Here is a 19,067-nt window from a genome sequence, read left to right on the forward strand (position 1 = left end):
GGTCGCCTCAATCGCGCGAAAATGCCGCGGCCGCCGCCATTTCCAGGTCCTCGTACGGTTTCCCGGTCACATCCGCGACGACCTGGCGCATCGTTCCCCCGGTAAAGGGAAACGGCGACCGGTAGCGCGCGGAAACGGACTGACCGCTGTCCCGGCCCACACAGACTCCTTCCCCCACACCGGAGAAGGTGACGGGCTGGGTCCGCATGTTGTCGAGTGAGCCCACCGCGTTTTCGTCGATGTACAAGATGGCCTCGCCGGTAGGCGTGAAATTGTCGGCACGGGTGCCGTGCCGTTCGTACCGAACCCCGAGAATATGATCGCCGAGCGGTACCGGGCGGTCGGAGACGATGGTCTGTTCTTCGTCACCGAGGAAGTTGTAGATGTAGTACAGGCGCCCGTCCTGGAGGAACAGGGTGTGCCCACCAAGACGTCCGCCATGGGCGAAAAGCACTCCCTGCGCATCCGGGCTGGTGATCGTCGTCTCGGCGAGTAGCGCGAACGAACGCCCATGAATCTCCAGCGCCGCGCCCGGTCCCACCTCCGTGCTGCCCGGGTAGTAGACGTAGTTGTCCCGATCGGTGGCGTATGTCGGGCGGTAGCGGGTCAAGGCGGAGACGATGTCGAGGTCGTTGAGCGGCATTCCGTTGTACTTCGCGGCCTCCGAGAACCACAGCGCCTTCATCTCCTCCAGCTTCTCGGGATGAGTATCGGCCAGGTCGTGCATCTGGCTGCGGTCCTGCTCGATATGGAACAGTTCCCAGCGATCTTTGTCGAAATGTCCCCAGCCGGACGGGCAGGCCGCGTGAACGGTGTCGGCGAACCACCCGCGATGCCAGATGCCGCGCGTGCCCAGCATCGAATAGAACTGCGTGTCCTTGCCGGTGTCCGCGTTCGCGTCATCGAGCAGCGCCCGGAAACTGACGCCTTCCAAGGGACGCTGCTCCACATTCTTCACCCTGTCCGGGGGAGTGATGCCGAGCAGTTCGTAGACAGTGGGGGTGATATCGCAGACACTGAGGTATTGGTTGCGCACCTCCCCGCGCGCCGCCATCCCGGCGGGCCACGACATGACGCACGGGTCGGCGATGCCGCCTTCGTGCGAGGCATACCGCTTGTACAGCTTGTACGGGGTGTTGAACGCCATCGCCCAGCCAATGCTGTAATGGTTGTAGGTGGTCGGCGAACCCAGCTCGTCGAGCTTCGCCAAACTCTCCTCGATCGTGTCGATGTAGCCGTTGAAGAACTTCATCTCGTTCACCGAACCATTCGGACCGCCCTCGCCGCTGGCACCGTTGTCCGAGAAGGTGACGATAATGGTGTTGTCCAGTTGGCCGCTTTCCTCGAGGTAGTCCAGCAGTCGGCCGATCTGCGCGTCGGTGTAGGACAGGTATCCGGCGAACACCTCTGCCTGCCGTCGGAACAGCCGCTTCTCGTCCTCCGACAGCGAATCCCACGCGCGCACCGTGTCCTGCGCCGGCCACGGTTTGCCGTCCGCACTGGTGGCATTGGAATACGGGTTCATGGGCGACAATTCGGTGTTCTCCGGCACCAGACCCATGCGCTTCTGGTTCTCCAGCACGATCTCGCGATACTTCTCATAGCCCATGTCGAACCGGCCGCGATACTTGTCGGCCCATTCCTGGGCCACGTGGTGCGGAGCATGCCCGCACCCCGGGCACAGGTACATGAACCAGGGCTTGTTGGGGGCGATCATCTTCGCGTCGCGAATGAACTCGATCGACTTGTCGGCCAGATCCTTCGACAGGTGATATCCATCTTCCGGTGCGGACGGCTGCGAGACCGGATGGTTGTCGTACACCAGATTCGGATACCACTGGTCGGCCTCTCCGCCCAGGAAACCGTAGAACCGTTCGAACCCACGCCCCAGCGGCCAATGTCGCTTCGAGGCAGCCAGATTCTCCTCCTCCAGCGGCGTCATATGCCATTTGCCGACGGCGTAGGTGTTCCAGCCTCGCTCGGCGAGCACCTCCGAGCACAACGCGGTTTCAGCCGGTATACGCCCGCACATCCCCGGAAATCCATCGGTGAATTCCTCGATGGTCGCCATACCGACCGAGGTCGCATTCCGGCCGGTCAGCAAGGAGGCGCGGCTCGGTGAACACAGTGCGGTGGTGTGAAACTGCGTGAACCGGACACCACGATCGGCGATGCGTTTCATATTCGGCATATCGACCAGACCGCCGTAACAGTCCCAGGTAGCGATCCCGATGTCGTCCCACACCAGATACAGCACATTCGGCGCGCCCTGCGGCGCCGTCGGCTCCGCGTAAGGCCCCCAGTTGGGTACCGAATCACGGATATCGAGCGCGATATGTCCCTCGAATTTCTTGGCCACCATCCACCTCCAGCTGCGAGAGCTGTTCGTTCACCGTTGTCATCCTGTCGTCCGGGATTCCGGACCTCATGCCGTGCGCGCGCCGACACTCGCGGCCGTTACGACCGCAATGGACACTCCCGCCGCCGGCGATACCGCGGTTCGGGGTTCGGGTTCGGTGTTCGAGCCGACGTGCGATGGCCACATCACTCGTGGAGTGATGTCCAGAAAAACGCTGATCAGCACCGTCTGTATCCATAAAGAGTACCGACCGGAAGGGATTCCCTTATGGAGTTGGATGAAAAGCTTGGTATATCGGACACCCTCAAAACGTCACAGTGACGTTTTGAGGGTGTCCGATATACGGAGGGGGAGTCGAGGTCAACGGCCTTGAAACAGACCTCGAGCCGATCCAACGTTTATCCGCCAAGATTCGAGTTTCACCGGAATATTTCCATCGGACAAATCGTGGGCCAAGGGGATGACCACGCAAACGGAACGCACATTTCCGCGCACAGTACACGGGTAGCAGGCCAGCACTCAGCGAGCCGAAGCCCGAAACCTGGTACATACCAACGTCATACAGGTAGAGCCACCCACTCCCAGCACCTCCGTTGTAACGCCGATAATCAACATTATGTCAACTAAAGCTTCGTAGCCGCCTCAGTGCCCGCGGGCGCGACCGCCCACCCAGCGACCCCACCGCGCCCTCACTGCATCACTCGCTCGACACTCCCCTGATCACCGCGACGCATACAGCCGCCCGCAGCCCTGACCTCCCGCGAGCCGTGCTGTCACCGAAGACCCGGCATGGTCAGGTCGCCGCATGTTCAGAAAAAAGTTGGCCAAACCACTCGCGCCCGATACTTGAATGGTTCATACTTTAGAACGTGTCCACGAACTCGGAATTCGAGCGCATGCTGCGCGGGGCTTCGCTACGTGTGACAGCACCACGAGTCGCGGTGCTGACCGCGGTGCACAACCATCCCCACTCCGATACGGACTCGATCCTCGGTCACGTGCGCGAATCGCTCGGCGCGGTATCCCATCAGGCCGTATACGACGTACTACGCGCACTGACCGGCGCGGGCCTGCTCCGACGCATCCAGCCCATGGGTTCGGTCGCACGCTACGAAACCCGCGTCGGAGACAACCACCACCACGTCGTCTGCCGGTCATGCGGCGTCATCGCCGACGTCGACTGCGCCGTCGGCGAAGCACCCTGCCTCACCGCCTCGGACACCAACGGTTTCGCCCTGGACGAGGCCGAGGTCATTTACTGGGGTCTGTGCGCCGACTGCTCGGCACTACAGACGTCGCTACCACACCCGTAATCACAGCCCGATTCACTCACTCCCCCGAAAGGAATTTGCCGTGTCTGAGGTACACCCGCCCATTGGAGAGGCCAATACGGAACCCGCCGCCGGTGGTTGCCCCGTAACATCCGGTCGACTCAAGTACCCGACCGAGGGCGGCAGCAACCGCGACTGGTGGCCCAACCAGCTCAACCTGAAGATCCTGCAGAAGAATCCGGCCGTGGCCAACCCGTTCAGCGAGGACTACAACTACGCCGCGGAATTCAAGACCCTCGACCTCGCTGCCGTAAAGCAGGACATCGAAGAGGTCATGACCACCTCGCAGGACTGGTGGCCCGCCGACTACGGCCACTACGGCCCGTTGTTCATCCGGATGGCCTGGCACGCCGCAGGCACCTACCGCATCAACGATGGCCGCGGCGGAGCCGGCGCCGGTATGCAGCGGTTCGCGCCGCTCAACAGCTGGCCCGACAACGCGAGCCTCGACAAGGCCCGTCGCCTGCTGTGGCCGGTCAAGCAGAAGTACGGCAAGAAGCTGTCCTGGGCCGACCTGATCGTCTACGCGGGCAACGTCGCGTTGGAGTCGATGGGCTTCCCCACCTTCGGCTTCGGCGGCGGTCGCGTCGACCAGTGGGAGCCCGAAGAGGACGTCTACTGGGGTCCCGAGCAGACCTGGCTCGGCGACGAGCGCTACACCGGTAGCCGCGACCTGGAGAACCCGCTCGCCGCGGTCCAGATGGGTCTGATCTACGTGAACCCGGAGGGCCCCAACGGCAATCCGGATCCGCAGCTCGCCGCCGTCGACATCCGCGAGACGTTCCGCCGCATGGCCATGAACGACGAGGAGACCGCCGCGCTCATCGTCGGCGGCCACACCTTCGGCAAGACCCACGGCGCCGGCGACGCCGACCTCGTCGGCCCCGAGCCCGAGGCCGCCCCGCTCGAAGAGCAGGGCCTTGGCTGGAAGAGCGCCTTCGGCACCGGCGTCGGCAAGGACGCGATCACCAGTGGCCTCGAGGGCACCTGGACGCCCACCCCCACCACGTGGGACAACAGCTTCCTCGAGACCCTGTACGGCTACGAGTGGGAGAAGACCAAGAGCCCCGCTGGCGCCTGGCAGTACATCCCCAAGGACGGCGCCGGGGCCGGCACCGTGGCCGATGCCCACGACTCGTCGAAGAGCCACCCGCCGGTCATGCTGACCACGGACCTCTCGCTGCGCGTCGACCCGATCTACGAGCAGATCACCCGTCGCTGGCTCGAGCACCCCGAGGAGCTCACCGAGGCATTCGGCAAGGCGTGGTACAAGCTGACCCACCGCGATATGGGCCCCAAGGTCCGCTACCTCGGACCGGAGGTGCCCCAGGAGACCCTGCTGTGGCAGGACCCGGTCCCCGCCGTGACCAACGACCTCATCGGTGCGGCCGATATCGCCGCACTGAAGAGCCAGATCCTGTCCTCGGGTCTGACTGTCGCACAGCTGGTTTCGACCGCGTGGGCGGCGGCGTCGTCGTTCCGCGGCAGCGACAAGCGTGGTGGCGCCAACGGTGGACGTCTTCGCCTGCAACCGCAAAGTGGTTGGGAGGTCAACGAGCCCGACGAGCTCGCCCAAGTGGTGCGCACGCTCGAAGGGATCCAGGAGTCCTTCAACTCCGCCCAGACCGGCAACACGAAGGTGTCGTTCGCCGATCTCGTTGTACTCGGCGGTGCCGCGGCGGTCGAACAGGCCGCCAAGAATGCCGGATACGACATCGCGGTACCGTTCACGCCGGGCCGCACCGACGCCACGCAGGAGCAGACCGATGTGGAGTCCTTCTCCGCACTCGAGCCGACCGCCGACGGGTTCCGCAACTACCTCGGCAAGGGCAGCCGCCTCCCCGCCGAGTACCTGCTGATCGACAAGGCGAACCTGCTGACCCTCAGCGCTCCGGAGCTGACGGTCCTCGTCGGTGGCCTGCGTGTGCTCGGCGCGAACTACAAGCAGTCGCCGCTGGGCGTCCTCACCGACAACCCCGGGTCGTTGACCAACGACTACTTCGTGAACCTGCTCGATATGGGCACGCAGTGGGAGCCGTCGGGCGACGAAGGCACCTACGAGGGCAAGGACCGCAGCACCGGTGCGGTCAAGTGGACCGGCAGCCGCGTCGATCTGGTCTTCGGATCGAACTCGCAGCTGCGCGCGCTCGCCGAGGTCTACGCGACCGATGACGCGAAGCAGAAGTTCGTCGAGGACTTCGCCGCCGCGTGGACCAAGGTATCGAACCTGGACCGGTTCGACCTGGCCTGATCACCTCATGCGACGCCCCGCGAACCGACCCGGTTCGCGGGGCGTCGTGCGTTCCTCAGTCCAGGAACGACACATCCTTGGTCGCCGCCACGGCCGCCGTGCGTCCGGGCGCGGTCTGATACCGCCAATAAAGATTCGTATGCGCGATGACCTGCTCCGGCGGCGGTGCGCCCCACTCGCTCTTATCGAACGTCGTATGACCGTCACTGACGAGGGTCACGTCGTACCCACGCGCGAAAGCGCCATGGATCGTGGACCGGACACAGGCATCGGTCTCGGCACCGGTCACCACCAGACGTCCGACACCGGCCTTCGCCAGCACCTCCGACAGCCCGGTGTCCTCGAAGGAATCGCCGAACCGCTTGTGCACCAACGGTTCCGACTCCCCGCGCACCAACTCCGGCACGTACTCCCACACCGCACTACCCGGCACCAGTTCCTCATCCGAATGCTGCACCCAGATGACCGGAACCGCCTCCTCCCGGGCCTTCTCGACGAGCGTGCCGATATTGGCGACAACCGCGTCACGATCGTGCGCTTCGGCCACGACACCGTTCTGGACGTCGATCACCAGCAACGCGGTATTGCGCCGATCCGACAGCGTGGTCATCCAGATCTCCTCATCCGGTCGAACGAACTAGGACCAACGTAGGCCCAACCACCGACAATCGCGGCCCCACAGCCGAATGTCGCAGAGGGTACATCGAATTCGGCTGGCGAAGATCACCGGCGGACGTCGATAATCGAATATTCTCGGGTCTGTCCGGGACACCAACTCCGATCGAGTGAGCCGACGATGAATACGCAGCTCGGCGCTGTACCACCGGAAAACGGTGGGGATCGTGTAACGGCGACCCGGGCTGTGCTGGCACAGGCGGTGGCCGCGTTCACGGGCGCCTGGGATGCCGCGAGCGAACCACCGGAGCTGGCCGCGCACCTGCCGGCCGAGGGAGCGTTGCGGCGATCGGCGCTGATCGAATTGATCAAGGTGGATCTGCAGCACCGGTCGATACGCAAACAGGCAAGCAAACGCCTCGACGACTACCGGGCGGAATTTCCCGAACTCGACAGTGCCCCACTGCCGCCCGATCTCATCTACGAGGAGATCAGCGCGCGACGCCAACTCGACCAAGACCTGGATCTCACCGAGTACGAGCAGCGATACTCCCTGCAGATGGCGCGGATCGCCGAACGGCTCGATGCCGACCATTTCCGGACCACACTACTGACCGATCCGGCCGCCACCGCCACCCTCGACACCATCAATCCCGGTGCGACAGTTGACGATTTCGATATGTTGATACTGCTCGGCCAGGGCGCGTTCGGGCGGGTCTTCCTGGCCCGGCAGCGCTCGATGCAGCGGCTCGTCGCGGTCAAGATCTCCCACGATCGCGGCAGTGAAGGCCAGACGCTGGCCCAACTCGACCACGAGCACATCGTGCGAGTCTTCGATCAACGCCATATCACCGACCAGCATCTGAAACTGATGTACATGCAGTACGTGCCCGGCGGCACCCTGCTCGGCGTGCTCCGGTTACTACGCCGAACCGGCGTCGAGGGCAAAACCGGCCGACTACTGCTCGACGCCGTCGACGAGGCCGCCGCCAGCGGCGGGGTACTCGAACCGCAACCGTCCGGCACCCGTGCCGAACTCGCGCGCCTCACGTGGCCGGAAACCGTTGCGTGGCTCGGCAGTCGGCTCGCCTCGGCATTGGACTACGCCAACCGCGCCGGCGTCCTGCACCGCGATATCAAACCCGCCAACGTACTGCTCACCGTCGACGGCCAACCCAAGCTCGCCGACTTCAACATCAGCTTCAGCCGCCACATCCCGGGTGCCAGCCCCGCCGCCTACTTCGGCGGCTCGCTGGCGTACATGTCCCCCGAACAGCTAGAGGCCTGCCACCCGACGATGACCACCACCGCCGCGGACCTCGACACCCGCAGTGACCTCTACGCACTCGCGGTCGTGCTGTGGGAACTGCTCACCGGACGACTCCCCTTCGACGACGAACGCAGCGCCGGTGAATCGGATACCTCCGTCGAGCGCATGATCGAACTGCGCCGCCAACCCATCCCTGCCAGCTTCGCCGAAGAGATACCGCAGGACTGCCCATCCGTACTACAGCACACCCTGCTCACCTGCCTATCCCCCGATCCCGCCGACCGCTTCGCGACCGGCGCCGAACTGGCCAACCAGCTCGACCTGACGCTCGACCGCACCGCCCGCGACCTCGTCGATCCACCGTCGCGCAGCATCCGCGCCAAGCTCAAGATGCGTCCGATGCCGGTAGTGACGCTGTCCAGCGCGCTCGGGCAGCTCCTCGGCGGCCTGTATCTCTGGGCGCACAACACTCGGCTCCTCGATGATGTGCTCACCTCGGACGCGAGCACCCGACTCCAACATCTCGCGACCCTCATCGGCGCGATCGGCTACCCGATCGGCATTCTCGCGCTGCTGTATTGGTGCCGCCTGGTGTTCCTGGTCCCCGACGGACTGCGGCGCGGCAAACAATTCGACGACCAGACATTGGCGCATGCGCGCGCCGACACCCTCGCCTGTGGCGACCGCATCGCCGTGGTCGCCTTCACCGGCTGGGCGTTATCCCTGGTCATCTTCCTGGCCCAGCTGCACTACACCGCGGACCTGTCCGCGGGATTCACGATCAATCTGATCGCGTCCCATCTCGTCGCGGCCGCAGTCGCCGTCGTGTACTCCTACTTCCCCGTCACGTTCTTCGTCCTGCGCTGGTACTACCCGGGTCTGCTCGGCTCCGCGCCCGGCACCCCCGATGAGGCGGTCCGGTTGCGGCAGCTGGCTCGACGCAGTCGGATCTATCTCGGCATCGCCGCATCGGTGCCGCTGATCGGGGTCGTGGGCGGGCTGGTCTATCTCGATGCCGCCGAGCAGCAGACGGTGATCACGCCCATCGTTATCCTGTGCGTCGTCAGCCTTTTCGCGTTCGTCGGCGCGCTGCGCGTCTTCTACGCACTGGAATCCGACCTGCACGCCCTGGACCGCATCGTGAATCCGCGCTCCCGGCGCTCCCGATAGCCGCATGCAAAGACTTCACCAAGGACCTCAGTAGATTTCGTGACTACTCTCGAAGCTGTTTGGAATGCCACGGTCTCGGGGGGCGCCATGAAAGAGCAGAGGACACAGGTCTATGGATCGGTAGTGGAGTTCGTCGAGAACTACCTATCCCTGGTCTACCGGCGCAAAGTGGCCGACGACGGCCTGGCCTGGTGCCCCGAATGGTGGCGGCACGCCGAGGCCGTCGTCCGCCTGGACGCGCTCTGGCGATCCTGGGAGCTCTACCGGCGCAACGGCGATCTGGGACTTTCACTCTGGTTCCTCGACCACGCCGACAGCCATATGAGCGTGCTCTTCGATCCGAAGGGACCGTTCGCCAGATGTTCCATGCACAACGGGCACACCGACCACGTCTGGCCACTCGCGGTGCAATCCCCTCCACCCGATACGTTTTCACCATCGGGTTAGTGGCGTTTGTTTGAAATAGCTTGTGGTCAACTAACCTTCATGCGGTGCTAGGACATTCACATGCGACCAGTGGCGCTTTCGCCTGGTCGGTAGCGGCGGCGACGCTGCCCATTTCGGCGTTGGTCTATCCGGTATTACCAAGTGGTGACGCGCATCTCGGCGCGGTCGAGGTATTACTCGGGACATTTCTGACTGCCGGAGCCGCGCTCTTACCCGACGCGGACCACCCGAACGGCACGATCGCGCATGTGCTCGGTCCGATCTCCTATCACCTGTGCCGATTGATCTCCTGGATATCCGGCGGGCATCGGCACGCCACACATTCGTTCGCCTTCGTCATCGCCGTCGCGTTCGGGACTTGGGCGGGCGAGCATTGGCTCGGACGATATTTCACGCTCGGACTGGTCTTCTTCTTGCTCGCACTGGCGGTCAAGGCACTGCACCTGTGCCCCTCCGGGGACGGGATCGCGGCGTGGGGCACGGTCGTCATCCTCGCGGTCGCGGGCACGTTCGCGATGGATCACTGGATCACCGATAAACCGGCATGGCTGCCGTTCGCTGTCGGACTCGGCGCGCTGGCACACCTCTTCGGTGATTGCCTCACCGATAAAGGCTGCCGACTGTTCTGGCCGTTCTCGCTGCGTACCAGCGTGCCGGTGATCGAGCGCACCGGGAACAAGGTCGAAACCTGGGTGCTTTCGCCCCTGTTCACCTTGGCGACGCTCGCGCTGCTGTGGCACGTGTTCACCGTCAATCCATGACGTGCGGGGAGCAGGGCGACCTGCTCCCCCGAACCAGTGGAGAACGGGACGGCGATCGCACCGGCCCGGGTGTCCGGAGCCAGCCCACCGAGCAAGATCGCGTGTAGTGCGGCATCCAACAATGCCGCCTCACGGTGCACCTCGAGGTGTCTTTGCGGGTTTTTGAAGTGGTCGCAAGTTTGGCATGTGAACGAGACGGACAATTCATGCATAAATTCGTATATCCCGATAATCCAATGGATCAATTCAGCCTCCAGAATGATCCTCCCTACCAGGGCCGAAAATCTCCGAGATACCGATAGCTACGCCGATCGACTCCGCGTACCAGGACCACTCCCCACCCGCGGCAAGCTCACTGACGTGGAGACTCCCCTCCCCCTGGAAATCACACCGAACCTCCACGCCCGACTGCACCTGGCGCACAAACGAACTCGTGCGCATCGACGGATCGGCCGCACGCATGGACGCCGCCCTCAGCACCGACGTCTGCCGCGTGATCCATGACCGGCCGGGCACCTTCCTGATCAGACATCCTCCCCGTCCTATGCGGCGGCCGGCGGAGCCGGGCGGCTTTGCAGCCTTGCAATATCGGCGCATTCATGCGTAGATGCGCATATCTACGTATGGACATGTTCATTTTCGCTGCGCGGATCAGGCAGGTTGCCCCTCGGCGCAGAGCTACGCTGAGCCATGGTCGTTGGATCGACAATGCAGCCGCAGCGCTGGACACCGCCCGCTGCCCCACCTCGCGCGCACGAGACACACAGCGCCCCACGTCTCCCCCCGGTTACCCGGCTGGAACTCCCCGGCAAGGGCCCGGAAGATATCGTGCTCACCGAAGACGGCCGGGTAGTCGTCGGCGTCGACGACGGTTCGATCTACAGCATCGACCCCGCCGACGGCGCGGTCCGGCGGCTGGCGAACACCGGCGGCCGACCGCTGGGCCTGCATGCCGATGCCTACGGCTCGATTCTGATCTGCGACTTCGCCCACGGTCTGTTGCGCCTGGACAGCGCGGGCACAATCGATGTGCTGGTCGACGAGGTCGACGGTGAACCGCTTCCCTTCGCCAGCAATGTGGTTCGCGCCGACGACGGCACCATCTACTTCTCCGCCTCCTCCCGCCGCTATCCCCTCGACCAGTACATGGGCGACCTTATGGAACATTCCGGCACCGGTCGGCTGTTCCGCCTCGATCCGTCGGGCAAGCTCGAAACCCTCATCGACGGACTGCAATTCGCCAATGGCGTGGTCCTCTCCCCCGACGGCTCCTGCGTCCTCGTCGCCGAAACCGGCGGCTACCGCGTAACCCGCTATTGGCTCACCGGCCCCAAGGCGGGCACTCACGACCGCCTGATCGAGAACCTCCCCGGCTTTCCGGACAATATGGCACTCGGCAGCGACGGCCTGGTGTGGATCACCCTGCCGGCACCGCGAAACCCGTTGCTGGACCGCCTACTCCCCCTCCCCGGCATCCTGCGCCGCATCGTCTGGGCGTTGCCGGAGTGGGTACAGCCGAAGCCACCGCGCACCGTCTGGGTGCTCGCTGTCGACTTCGACGGAAAGATCGTGCACGACCTCCAGACCGAGGGCACCGACTTCTCGATGGTCACTGGCGTCGTCGAACGCAACGGCACTCTCTACCTCGGCAGCCTCACCGAATCCGCGGTCGCCGTCAGCCACATTCCGTCTTAGGACCAGCCTCGCCCGCCGAGGCGATGCGCACCTTCGACCCGCACGCCATCTATTGACCTTCCTCGCGAACCGGACACGGTGCCCGAGAACAGCTTCCGCCGACACGCGGGTGTCAGTGAACAGTTGTACACTGAGTTCATGAATGAGCCCGTGCGGCAACGACAGGCGGAGATTCAGGCGCTCGCGCGATTGGCGGGCGATGAGCTCGGGGGTGCGATCGATGGGATCGCCGCGATTCATCGCGCCGTCTCGGACCGGGTGTTCGCGGCGGTGCGGTTGGGCGTCGGGCCGGCGGCGCAGCCGGTCAAGGTGGTGCACGACACGATTGCCGATGGGGTGTATCGACTGGTCGGCGGTACCGCGGTCGCGGCAGGGGCCTTGGCCGAGCGGGCCGTGGATCTGCCAGGGATACCGGTACCGTCGCGCACGGTGTACGGGTCCGGATTCCTCGCGGCGCTGCAGGGGTTGATCGGTGACAGTCTCGAAGACGAGTGGCCGATTCTGGCCGGGCCGATGACGTTTCGGGTGAACGGCGAACCGGTCGCGCCGGGTTGGGTCGGCGATGCGGTGTCGAACCCGCGCTCGCGGATCGTGGTCTTCCTGCATGGCCTGGTGGAGACCGAGCACGCGTGGCGGCTCGGCGGCACGCCCAGCTATGCCGAACGGCTCGAAGACGATCTCGACTGCACGACGCTGATGGTCCGGTACAACAGTGGGCTGCATATTTCGGAGAACGCGCGCCTGTTGAACGGGATGCTGCAGCGTCTGGTCGAGAACTGGCCGATCGAGGTCGAGCAGATCGCACTCGTCGGTCACTCGATGGGCGGGCTGATCGCGCGCGGCGCCTGCTATGACGCCGATCGGGCCGACCTGCCGTGGGTGCGCCGGGTTCGGCATATCGTCTGCCTCGGGTCACCGCATTTGGGCGCGCCGCTGGAGCAGCTCGTCCACTATGCGTCCGCCGCCCTCATGCGGATGCCGGAAACTCGCCCGTTCGGACGTTTGTTGCGCCGTCGCAGCGCGGGCATCCGCGATCTGCGGCATGGGTCGCTCGTCGACGAGGATTGGTCCGACATGGACGCGGATACCTTGCGCCGCAGAGCCATTCGTGAGGTTCCGCTGCTCGACTGCGCCGACCACTACTTCGTCACCGCGACCGTCACCCGCAGCCCCCGCCACCCGCTGGGCCGCATCATCGGCGACGGCCTTGTCCTGCCCGCCAGCGGCTCCGGCCGAAACCGCGCTCGCCGCATCGGTTTCGACGATGCCAACGGCCTGCACATCCCCGGAGCCAACCACCTCACCCTCCTCAACCACGGCGCCGTCCACGAAGCGCTGGCCCACTGGTTGGCCGACGATACACAGCAGGAGTCCGTCCGCTGCGGTTGACAACCCCGCCGAGCGATTTCGGCGACGCCATCTGTCGGCCATGGAGCCAACCGCACCAACGACGGAGGCGTTCTGACCGCCGGACATGTCGACGGTCCAGGCAAACCGGGCAACGCGTCCGCAGGCGCTTCAGCCACGCCGGGCGGCGGGGCGAGTGTGGTACCCGATCGCCTTCGTCGATGCGGAGTTCGACACCGTCCGGTCGCGCCCACGGCTGATGCAGCTAGGTGGGCATAGATTTCGCCTCGGCGCGGTCTGCGACTACCTCGCAGACCCAGTGAATGCCTCACATGGTCTGCGAGGCGCTCACCAGGTCTGCGCTGTAATGACGCGTCCGCGGTATACGGGTCCGGTCAGAAGAGTTGGTCGGGGTGGGTGTCGGCTTCGCCTCGGACGTCGGCGGCGAATCGGGCTTCGATCTCCGTGTCGGTGCCGTCGGTGTGGACCGCGTAGAGCAGCAGGCAGCCGCGGATGCCGTCGAGGAGGTCTTCCAAGAGGTCGAGGGCGGGGCGGGTGGGGTCGAGGCGGCTGATGCGGAATTCATCAAGGAGGGCGGCGCGGGTGGCACTGTCGAGGTCGAATTTGCGGGCCTGCTCTTCGATTTCGGCGACCCTGGCCACCACGGCCCACGGTGCGGGCACATGTCCTTCGGAGACGGCCATGGCCTCGGCGATGAGATCCACAACGACCTCGATCGGGGTCTCGCCGCCGGCGAGACGCTCCAGTACCAGGGTCGGGGTTTCGACCTGCAGGGCCTCGATGTCGTCGGCCTCGACGACCACGTCGGCGGCTGACACACCCGCGAGTTCGCCCGCGACCTCGGCGGCGGCGTAGAGCCAGTGCGCGGCCGCGACGGAGGCCGATGCGGGATCGAGTTCGGTGAACAGTTCGACGGTGCCGAGTGGGTCGGCGCGCAGCAGTTCGTCGGCGGCCTGCACCTGGGCCGGTGAGACATCGGGGCGGGACAGTTCGACCGCTTGGCGCGCGCGGCCGGACAGGTCGCCGAGTTCGGCGGATTCGATGGCGGCCTGTTCGGTGCGGACCTCGTTGGCGATGGTGTCGCGCAGTATGACGTCGTCGATGGCGTGCAGGGTGCGGCCGACGCGGTGGGCGGATTCGACCACGCCGCTGTAGGAGACGATCAGGCCGTGGTCGGTCGGCAGGTTGGGGGTGCGGATTCCGACCTCGACCTCCTTGAAGTTGCGGCGCTCTTCCGCGCGTCGCCATGCTTCGCTGTTGGGGACGTCGGGATCGCCTGCCGCACTTGCCGGGTGGGTATAGGTGCGCCACTGGAAACGGGACAGGGTGGTCAGATTCGACGCCAAACTCGTTGCCTGGTCGTGGTCTATCGGTGGCAGCTCGGCCACCGTCGCCGCCAGATCGCCGCGTCCGGTCGCCCAGATGGCGACCAGTGCGTTGCGGTCGGCGTCGAATGCGTATCGGGTCACGCACGCCAGTCTTGTCGATCGGCGGCCGTTGCGCGCGCCGATCGATCGCTTCGATATCCGGTCTTCGGCGTTTCGTCATGGCACGCAGGGCAATGAGTACCTGCGAGGATGGACGTATGACTCTCGATCACGGTGATCCGGGCGACGCCCCTTCGATTCCACAGCCGACCGCGCCGGTGGTGAACCCCGCGCGACCCTCCGCTGCCGAGGAGGCCAGAACCGTTGCGGCGGCGACGAATATCGCGACATTGGCGAGTTTGAGCGAGGACGGCGGCCCGTGGGCGTCGTTCGTCACCTATGGGCTGCTGGACGGGCAGCCGGTGCTGTGCGTATCGCGGATGGCCGAGCACGGGCGCAATCTCGCGGCGGATCCGCGGGCCAGCCTATCGGTGGTGTCGCCGGAGATGCCTGCCGATCCGTTGGCCGGATCGCGGATCACGCTGGCCGGTGTGGTGGAGCGTCCGGTCGGGGATGAGGCGCTTGCCGCGCGCGAGGCGCATCTGGCGGCGGTACCCGCGGCGAAGTACTACGTGGATTACAGCGATTTCGCGCTGTGGGTGTTGCGGGTGCGGCGGATTCGTTGGGTCGGCGGGTACGGGCGGATGGATTCGGCCAGCGCCGAGCAGTATCTGGCGGCCGCGGCGGATCCGGTCATTCCGGTGGCGGGGCGGGCGATCACCCATCTCAACGACGATCACGCGGATGCGCTGTTGTCGATGGCGCAGGTGTTGGGCGGGTATCCGGACGCCACCGAGGCGAGTTGTGAGCGAGCGGACCGTTACGGGCTGGACCTGCGGGTCGTGACGCCGAGCGGGGTGGCGCGGACGCGGGTCGGGTACGCGACGCCGATCGATTCCGCGAGCGAATTACGCGCGGCGACCGTCGAATTGACGCGCCGTTCTCGCGAGGGCTGATACGCCGACGTGCCGCATATGTTCACAGACCAGGAGACGGTGAGTCGACGCGGTTCAGACTTGGTACAGCTCCAACGGCAGATCGTCCGGGTCGAAGAAGAACGCCATGGGCTTTCCGGTCACTTCATCGACGCGAAGTTCTTCGGTGCGCACGCCCTTGGCCGATAGTTCGGCCAGGGTCGCCGCGACGTCGCGCACGGCGAAGGCGAGGTGACGTAATCCGGTAGCCTCGGGCCAACTGCTGCGGGCGGGTGGTTCGGGGAAGGAGAACAGTTCGATGCGGCTCCCGCCAGGAAGGGCCAGATCGAGCTTGTACGAGCGTCGCTCGGCGCGGTATTGCTCGGCGATCACCGCGAGACCGAGTGTTTCGGTGTAGAACCGCTTGGCCCGCGGATAGTCGGAGGCGATGATCGCAACGTGATGAATCCCTAAGCACTCCACGCAGCGACGTTAGCCCACGCAGCGGCCCATGCATCCGTCCACCACGTGGGTGTGGGGCGGTGACGAACGCCGATCTGGTGGAATACGTCGACGCATATCGAGATCCCGCAGCGAATGACCATCATGCGACCTCGAACACGCTCCTCGGACGATCGAACTCGGACAGCCGAAGTCCTCACGCGCCACCGGGGGTCGCCTCGCGCACCGGCACGGTGAGCATGGCGACGATCATGTCGATGATCTCGGCGGCGTCACCGTCCGGGTCGGCGGTGCGTGCGCCCGCCTCCAGCGCGCGTTCGTAGTCGGCGATGAGGGCGAACATCACCGTCGCCATGGTTTCCAGGCGTTGGCGGCGTCGTCGGGGCGGGAGTTGCGGGAGGGCCGCGTCGAGGCGGACGGCGATGATGCGGACGGCGGCGCGGTCGGCGCCCGCTAGGCGGCGGGCGTCGGCGATCACGGGATGGGCGCGGACCACCTCGAGGAAGCGGCCGTAGTGGGTGACCCGTTGCGCGCCCATGAGTTCGAGGATCGGTGCGGCGAGCATCGCGACGAGCGTGCGGATCTCATGCGCGGCGCCCTCGGTCTCGTAGTGCGCGAGCAGCCCCATCCGGCGCTCTTCCAGCCAGTTCATGCGGCGTTCGACGATGGCCTCGATCAGGCCGCCGCGGGAGTCGAAGTAGTAGTGCACCGCGGAGTTGTTGCGCTGGCCCGCGGCCGCCGCGATCTCGCGCAGCGGGACGTCGACGCCGCGTTCGGCGATGAGTCGTTCGCCCGCGTCGAGCAGTGCGGCGCGCGGATCCTCGATGGTCATGCCAGAACTGTACTAAACCCGGGTATTGACTATATTAAGCATCAGTGATTAATTGGGGTCGTGGGAAGTGAGCGCGTGGCGGTCGTGACCGGGGCGGCCTCGGGCATCGGCGTCGCGTACGGCACCCGGCACGCGTACCCGGTAATGCGCGCGCAGGGCTTCGGGCACATCCTGAACACCGAGGACGTGGTGCTATCGGCGCATTCGGTGGCCTACGCGATGACCCGGCACGCCGTGATCGGGTCGAGCACATCGGCGCGTGTCGCGAAGCGACGTTGAGGTGATCCGATGACCATCGCGCTCGGGCCGATCTTCCAGTTGTGCTGGGTGGTGCGCGATATCGCGGCGGCACAGCGGGAGTTCACCGAGCGTTATGGTGTCGCGCAGTGGTTCACCATCCCGGACGTGCATTTCGGTCCGGACTCGTGCGAATTGCACGGCGTGCCCGCCGATTACACGATCACCGTGGCGTTGGGGTATGCGGGCGGGCAGCAGTTGGAACTGATCGAGCCGAAGTCCGGAATCAGTCTGTACTCCGAACATCTGGACACGGCGGGGTCGGGATTGCATCACATCGCCTGGGTGCCCGAGGACTTCGACGCCGCGCTGGCCGAGGCGAAGGCGAACGGGGTCGAGGTGCTCGCGCGGGGCGCGTTCGAGGGTGTCGGGATGGAGTTCGCCTATCTCGACGGGGGCGCGCTCGGATCGGCGGTCGAGCTCATGCGGCTGTCCTCGGATATGCGGGCGATGTTCGATTACCTGATTCCGAAGGGGTATTCGAATCCATGGGCGTAGGAACCGAAATCCCCCGGCTCGTTACCGACCCGATCGAGTGGAACTCGACAGTGGATGTGATCGTGGTCGGCTTCGGGATCGCCGGGGCCTGTGCCGCGATCAGTTGGGCGTTCCGTCCGATGACGGGCTCGACATTCGGCTCGGGCAGTCGGCGGGCGGCGATATCTCGCATATGGGCGGAGCCTTCATGACCGGACCTCCGTCGAGGGTGCGGTGTTGCGGGCCGACGGGTCGGCGATCGCGGGCCTCTACGCGGCGGGCGCCTGCGCGTCGAATATCGCCCAGGACGGCGTCGGCTACGCCAGCGGCACCTGTCTGGGCGAGGGCTCATTCTTCGGACGCCGTGCCGGGACCCATGCCGCGCGGAACAACAAACCAGTGAAGGACTGATATGCGATTCACCTATGCCGAGACCATGGTCGACCCGACCTACTACGTGCCGCTGGCACGGGCGGCCGAGGCGGCCGGTTACACGACCATGGTCGTCGCCGACAGCGTCGCCTACCCGCAGGACTCCGACGCCAAGTACCCCTACACCCCCGACGGCAACCGGGAGTTCCTGGAGAACAAGCCGTTCGTCGAGGCATTCGTGGTGACCGCGGCGATGGCTGCGGTGACGACCACGCTGCGCTTCACCCCGTTCGTGCTGAAGCTGCCGATCCGCCCGCCGGTGCTCGTCGCGAAACAGGCCGCGTCGATCGCCGCGATGAGCGGTGACCGGCTCGGGCTCGGCGTCGGAATCAGCCCGTGGCCCGATGATTTCGCGATGATGGGGGTGCCGTTCGAGCATCGGGGCGCGCGGATGGACGAGTGTATCGACATCGTGCGTGGGCTGACCGTCGGCGGGTACTTCGAATTCCACGGCAAGTTCTACGACATCGCGCCCATCAAGATCAATCCGGTGCCCAGCGCGCCGATTCCGATCCTCATCGGCGGGCACAGTGAGCCCGCGTTGCGGCGGGCGGCGCAGCGCGGTGACGGGTGGATGCACGCGGGCGGTGACCCCGCGGAGTTGGATCGGCTGCTGGACCGGTTGAACGTGCTGCGCGCCGAATACGGGACACGCGAGGACTTCGAGGTGCACGTCATCTCATTGGACGGGTTCACGGTGGACGGGGTGAAGCGGTTGGAGGACAAGGGCGTCACCGATGTGATCGTCGGGTTCCGGTACCCGTACACCATCGAGGCCGATACCGAACCGCTCGATACCAAGATCGCGCATTTGTCGCGGTTCGCCGAGAAGGTCATCGCGAAGACGAGCTGAGAAGGGGAAATTCACCCGCGACGAGCAGCAGATCGTCATGGCCTCGCTCGGCGTGTAGCGCAGATCCAGTGCGCGGCCTCATAGGTTCCAGCGGGTGCGAGGCGCA

At 65.4% G+C, this 19,067-nt stretch carries 16 protein-coding genes and 1 pseudogene; 12 read left to right on the plus strand and 5 right to left on the minus strand.

What is annotated here, in order from left to right:
* Window positions 1–7 precede the first annotated feature (7 nt).
* Window positions 8–2,362 (minus strand): arylsulfatase, encoded by a 2,355-nt coding sequence (locus OG874_RS14170; RefSeq protein WP_330255598.1) that lies wholly within the window; start codon window positions 2,360–2,362, stop codon window positions 8–10.
* Between the two features lie 893 nt (window positions 2,363–3,255).
* Here OG874_RS14170 and OG874_RS14175 point away from each other — a divergent pair.
* Together OG874_RS14175 and katG are read left to right on the plus strand one after the other, a co-directional pair.
* Window positions 3,256–3,672, plus strand: coding sequence for a Fur family transcriptional regulator (locus OG874_RS14175; RefSeq protein WP_442943400.1), 417 nt, complete (start codon window positions 3,256–3,258; stop codon window positions 3,670–3,672).
* A gap of 40 nt (window positions 3,673–3,712) precedes the next feature.
* Window positions 3,713–5,941, plus strand: coding sequence for a catalase/peroxidase HPI (katG, locus tag OG874_RS14180; protein ID WP_330255600.1), 2,229 nt, complete (start codon window positions 3,713–3,715; stop codon window positions 5,939–5,941).
* A gap of 55 nt (window positions 5,942–5,996) precedes the next feature.
* On the opposite strand, the gene OG874_RS14185 is transcribed toward katG, so the two are convergent.
* Window positions 5,997–6,551 (minus strand): cysteine hydrolase family protein, encoded by a 555-nt coding sequence (locus OG874_RS14185; RefSeq protein ID WP_330255601.1) that lies wholly within the window; start codon window positions 6,549–6,551, stop codon window positions 5,997–5,999.
* 186 nt (window positions 6,552–6,737) lie between these two features.
* Between OG874_RS14185 and OG874_RS14190 the strand changes: the two genes are divergently transcribed.
* The 5 genes from OG874_RS14190 (at window position 6,738) to OG874_RS14210 (ending at window position 13,288) form a co-directional block, all read left to right on the plus strand.
* Window positions 6,738–8,996, plus strand: coding sequence for a serine/threonine-protein kinase (locus tag OG874_RS14190; protein WP_330255602.1), 2,259 nt, complete (start codon window positions 6,738–6,740; stop codon window positions 8,994–8,996).
* An 87-nt stretch (window positions 8,997–9,083) separates the two neighbouring features.
* On the plus strand, window positions 9,084–9,443 hold the full coding sequence (locus tag OG874_RS14195; protein WP_330255603.1) for a DUF4913 domain-containing protein: 360 nt from the start codon (window positions 9,084–9,086) through the stop codon (window positions 9,441–9,443).
* 44 nt (window positions 9,444–9,487) lie between these two features.
* Window positions 9,488–10,204: a metal-dependent hydrolase gene (locus OG874_RS14200; protein ID WP_330255604.1), complete on the plus strand. Its 717-nt coding sequence runs from the start codon at window positions 9,488–9,490 to the stop codon at window positions 10,202–10,204.
* 708 nt (window positions 10,205–10,912) lie between these two features.
* The gene (locus OG874_RS14205) at window positions 10,913–11,899 is read left to right on the plus strand and encodes an SMP-30/gluconolactonase/LRE family protein (RefSeq protein WP_330255605.1); all 987 of its coding nucleotides are present in this window, start codon (window positions 10,913–10,915) and stop codon (window positions 11,897–11,899) included.
* A gap of 138 nt (window positions 11,900–12,037) precedes the next feature.
* Window positions 12,038–13,288, plus strand: a complete 1,251-nt coding sequence (locus tag OG874_RS14210; protein WP_330255606.1) for a lipase family alpha/beta hydrolase — start codon at window positions 12,038–12,040, stop codon at window positions 13,286–13,288.
* A 353-nt stretch (window positions 13,289–13,641) separates the two neighbouring features.
* Here OG874_RS14210 and OG874_RS14215 read toward each other — a convergent pair whose 3' ends face one another.
* A complete protein-coding gene (locus OG874_RS14215; protein WP_330255607.1) occupies window positions 13,642–14,736 on the minus strand; it encodes a hypothetical protein in 1,095 nt (364 codons plus the stop codon).
* A gap of 116 nt (window positions 14,737–14,852) precedes the next feature.
* Here OG874_RS14215 and OG874_RS14220 point away from each other — a divergent pair, with 116 nt between their 5' ends.
* A complete protein-coding gene (locus tag OG874_RS14220) occupies window positions 14,853–15,650 on the plus strand; it encodes a HugZ family pyridoxamine 5'-phosphate oxidase (protein ID WP_330255608.1) in 798 nt (265 codons plus the stop codon).
* 54 nt (window positions 15,651–15,704) lie between these two features.
* Here OG874_RS14220 and gloA2 read toward each other — a convergent pair whose 3' ends face one another.
* Both gloA2 and OG874_RS14230 read right to left on the minus strand, forming a co-directional pair.
* Complete coding sequence (gene gloA2 / locus OG874_RS14225) at window positions 15,705–16,091, minus strand: SMU1112c/YaeR family gloxylase I-like metalloprotein (RefSeq protein WP_330255609.1); 387 nt, start codon at window positions 16,089–16,091, stop codon at window positions 15,705–15,707.
* Window positions 16,092–16,266: 175 nt separating this feature from the next.
* The gene (locus OG874_RS14230; protein ID WP_330255610.1) at window positions 16,267–16,902 is read right to left on the minus strand and encodes a TetR family transcriptional regulator; all 636 of its coding nucleotides are present in this window, start codon (window positions 16,900–16,902) and stop codon (window positions 16,267–16,269) included.
* 60 nt (window positions 16,903–16,962) lie between these two features.
* On the opposite strand from OG874_RS14230, the gene OG874_RS14235 reads away from it, so the two are divergent.
* The 4 genes and pseudogenes from OG874_RS14235 to OG874_RS14250 all read left to right on the plus strand — a co-directional run bounded on the left by OG874_RS14235 (window position 16,963) and on the right by OG874_RS14250 (window position 18,961).
* On the plus strand, window positions 16,963–17,181 hold the full coding sequence (locus tag OG874_RS14235) for a hypothetical protein (RefSeq protein WP_330255611.1): 219 nt from the start codon (window positions 16,963–16,965) through the stop codon (window positions 17,179–17,181).
* Window positions 17,182–17,190: 9 nt separating this feature from the next.
* Entirely contained in the window at window positions 17,191–17,697 is a 507-nt protein-coding gene (locus OG874_RS14240) for a VOC family protein (protein WP_330255612.1), read from the plus strand.
* Window positions 17,698–17,892: 195 nt separating this feature from the next.
* Window positions 17,893–18,087: pseudogene (locus OG874_RS14245) on the plus strand (FAD-binding protein); the annotation flags it as partial.
* Window position 18,088: 1 nt separating this feature from the next.
* Window positions 18,089–18,961, plus strand: a complete 873-nt coding sequence (locus OG874_RS14250; protein WP_330255613.1) for a TIGR03619 family F420-dependent LLM class oxidoreductase — start codon at window positions 18,089–18,091, stop codon at window positions 18,959–18,961.
* Window positions 18,962–19,067: the final 106 nt, after the last annotated feature.

The sequence above is a fragment of the Nocardia sp. NBC_00565 genome, assembly GCF_036345915.1.
In the GTDB taxonomy this organism is placed as follows: domain Bacteria; phylum Actinomycetota; class Actinomycetes; order Mycobacteriales; family Mycobacteriaceae; genus Nocardia.

What these genes read in the sequence shown, in the direction of transcription:
- OG874_RS14240 (WP_330255612.1), top strand. Translation starts at nt 17,191, where the DNA reads ATGACCATCGCGCTCGGGCCGATCTTCCAGTTGTGCTGGGTGGTGCGC.
- OG874_RS14185 (WP_330255601.1), bottom strand. Translation starts at nt 6,551, where the DNA reads ATGACCACGCTGTCGGATCGGCGCAATACCGCGTTGCTGGTGATCGAC.
- OG874_RS14190 (WP_330255602.1), top strand. Translation starts at nt 6,738, where the DNA reads ATGAATACGCAGCTCGGCGCTGTACCACCGGAAAACGGTGGGGATCGT.
- OG874_RS14195 (WP_330255603.1), top strand. Translation starts at nt 9,084, where the DNA reads ATGAAAGAGCAGAGGACACAGGTCTATGGATCGGTAGTGGAGTTCGTC.
- OG874_RS14250 (WP_330255613.1), top strand. Translation starts at nt 18,089, where the DNA reads ATGCGATTCACCTATGCCGAGACCATGGTCGACCCGACCTACTACGTG.
- OG874_RS14210 (WP_330255606.1), top strand. Translation starts at nt 12,038, where the DNA reads ATGAATGAGCCCGTGCGGCAACGACAGGCGGAGATTCAGGCGCTCGCG.
- OG874_RS14205 (WP_330255605.1), top strand. Translation starts at nt 10,913, where the DNA reads ATGCAGCCGCAGCGCTGGACACCGCCCGCTGCCCCACCTCGCGCGCAC.
- OG874_RS14230 (WP_330255610.1), bottom strand. Translation starts at nt 16,902, where the DNA reads ATGACCATCGAGGATCCGCGCGCCGCACTGCTCGACGCGGGCGAACGA.
- OG874_RS14170 (WP_330255598.1), bottom strand. Translation starts at nt 2,362, where the DNA reads ATGGTGGCCAAGAAATTCGAGGGACATATCGCGCTCGATATCCGTGAT.
- OG874_RS14175 (WP_442943400.1), top strand. Translation starts at nt 3,256, where the DNA reads ATGCTGCGCGGGGCTTCGCTACGTGTGACAGCACCACGAGTCGCGGTG.
- OG874_RS14220 (WP_330255608.1), top strand. Translation starts at nt 14,853, where the DNA reads ATGACTCTCGATCACGGTGATCCGGGCGACGCCCCTTCGATTCCACAG.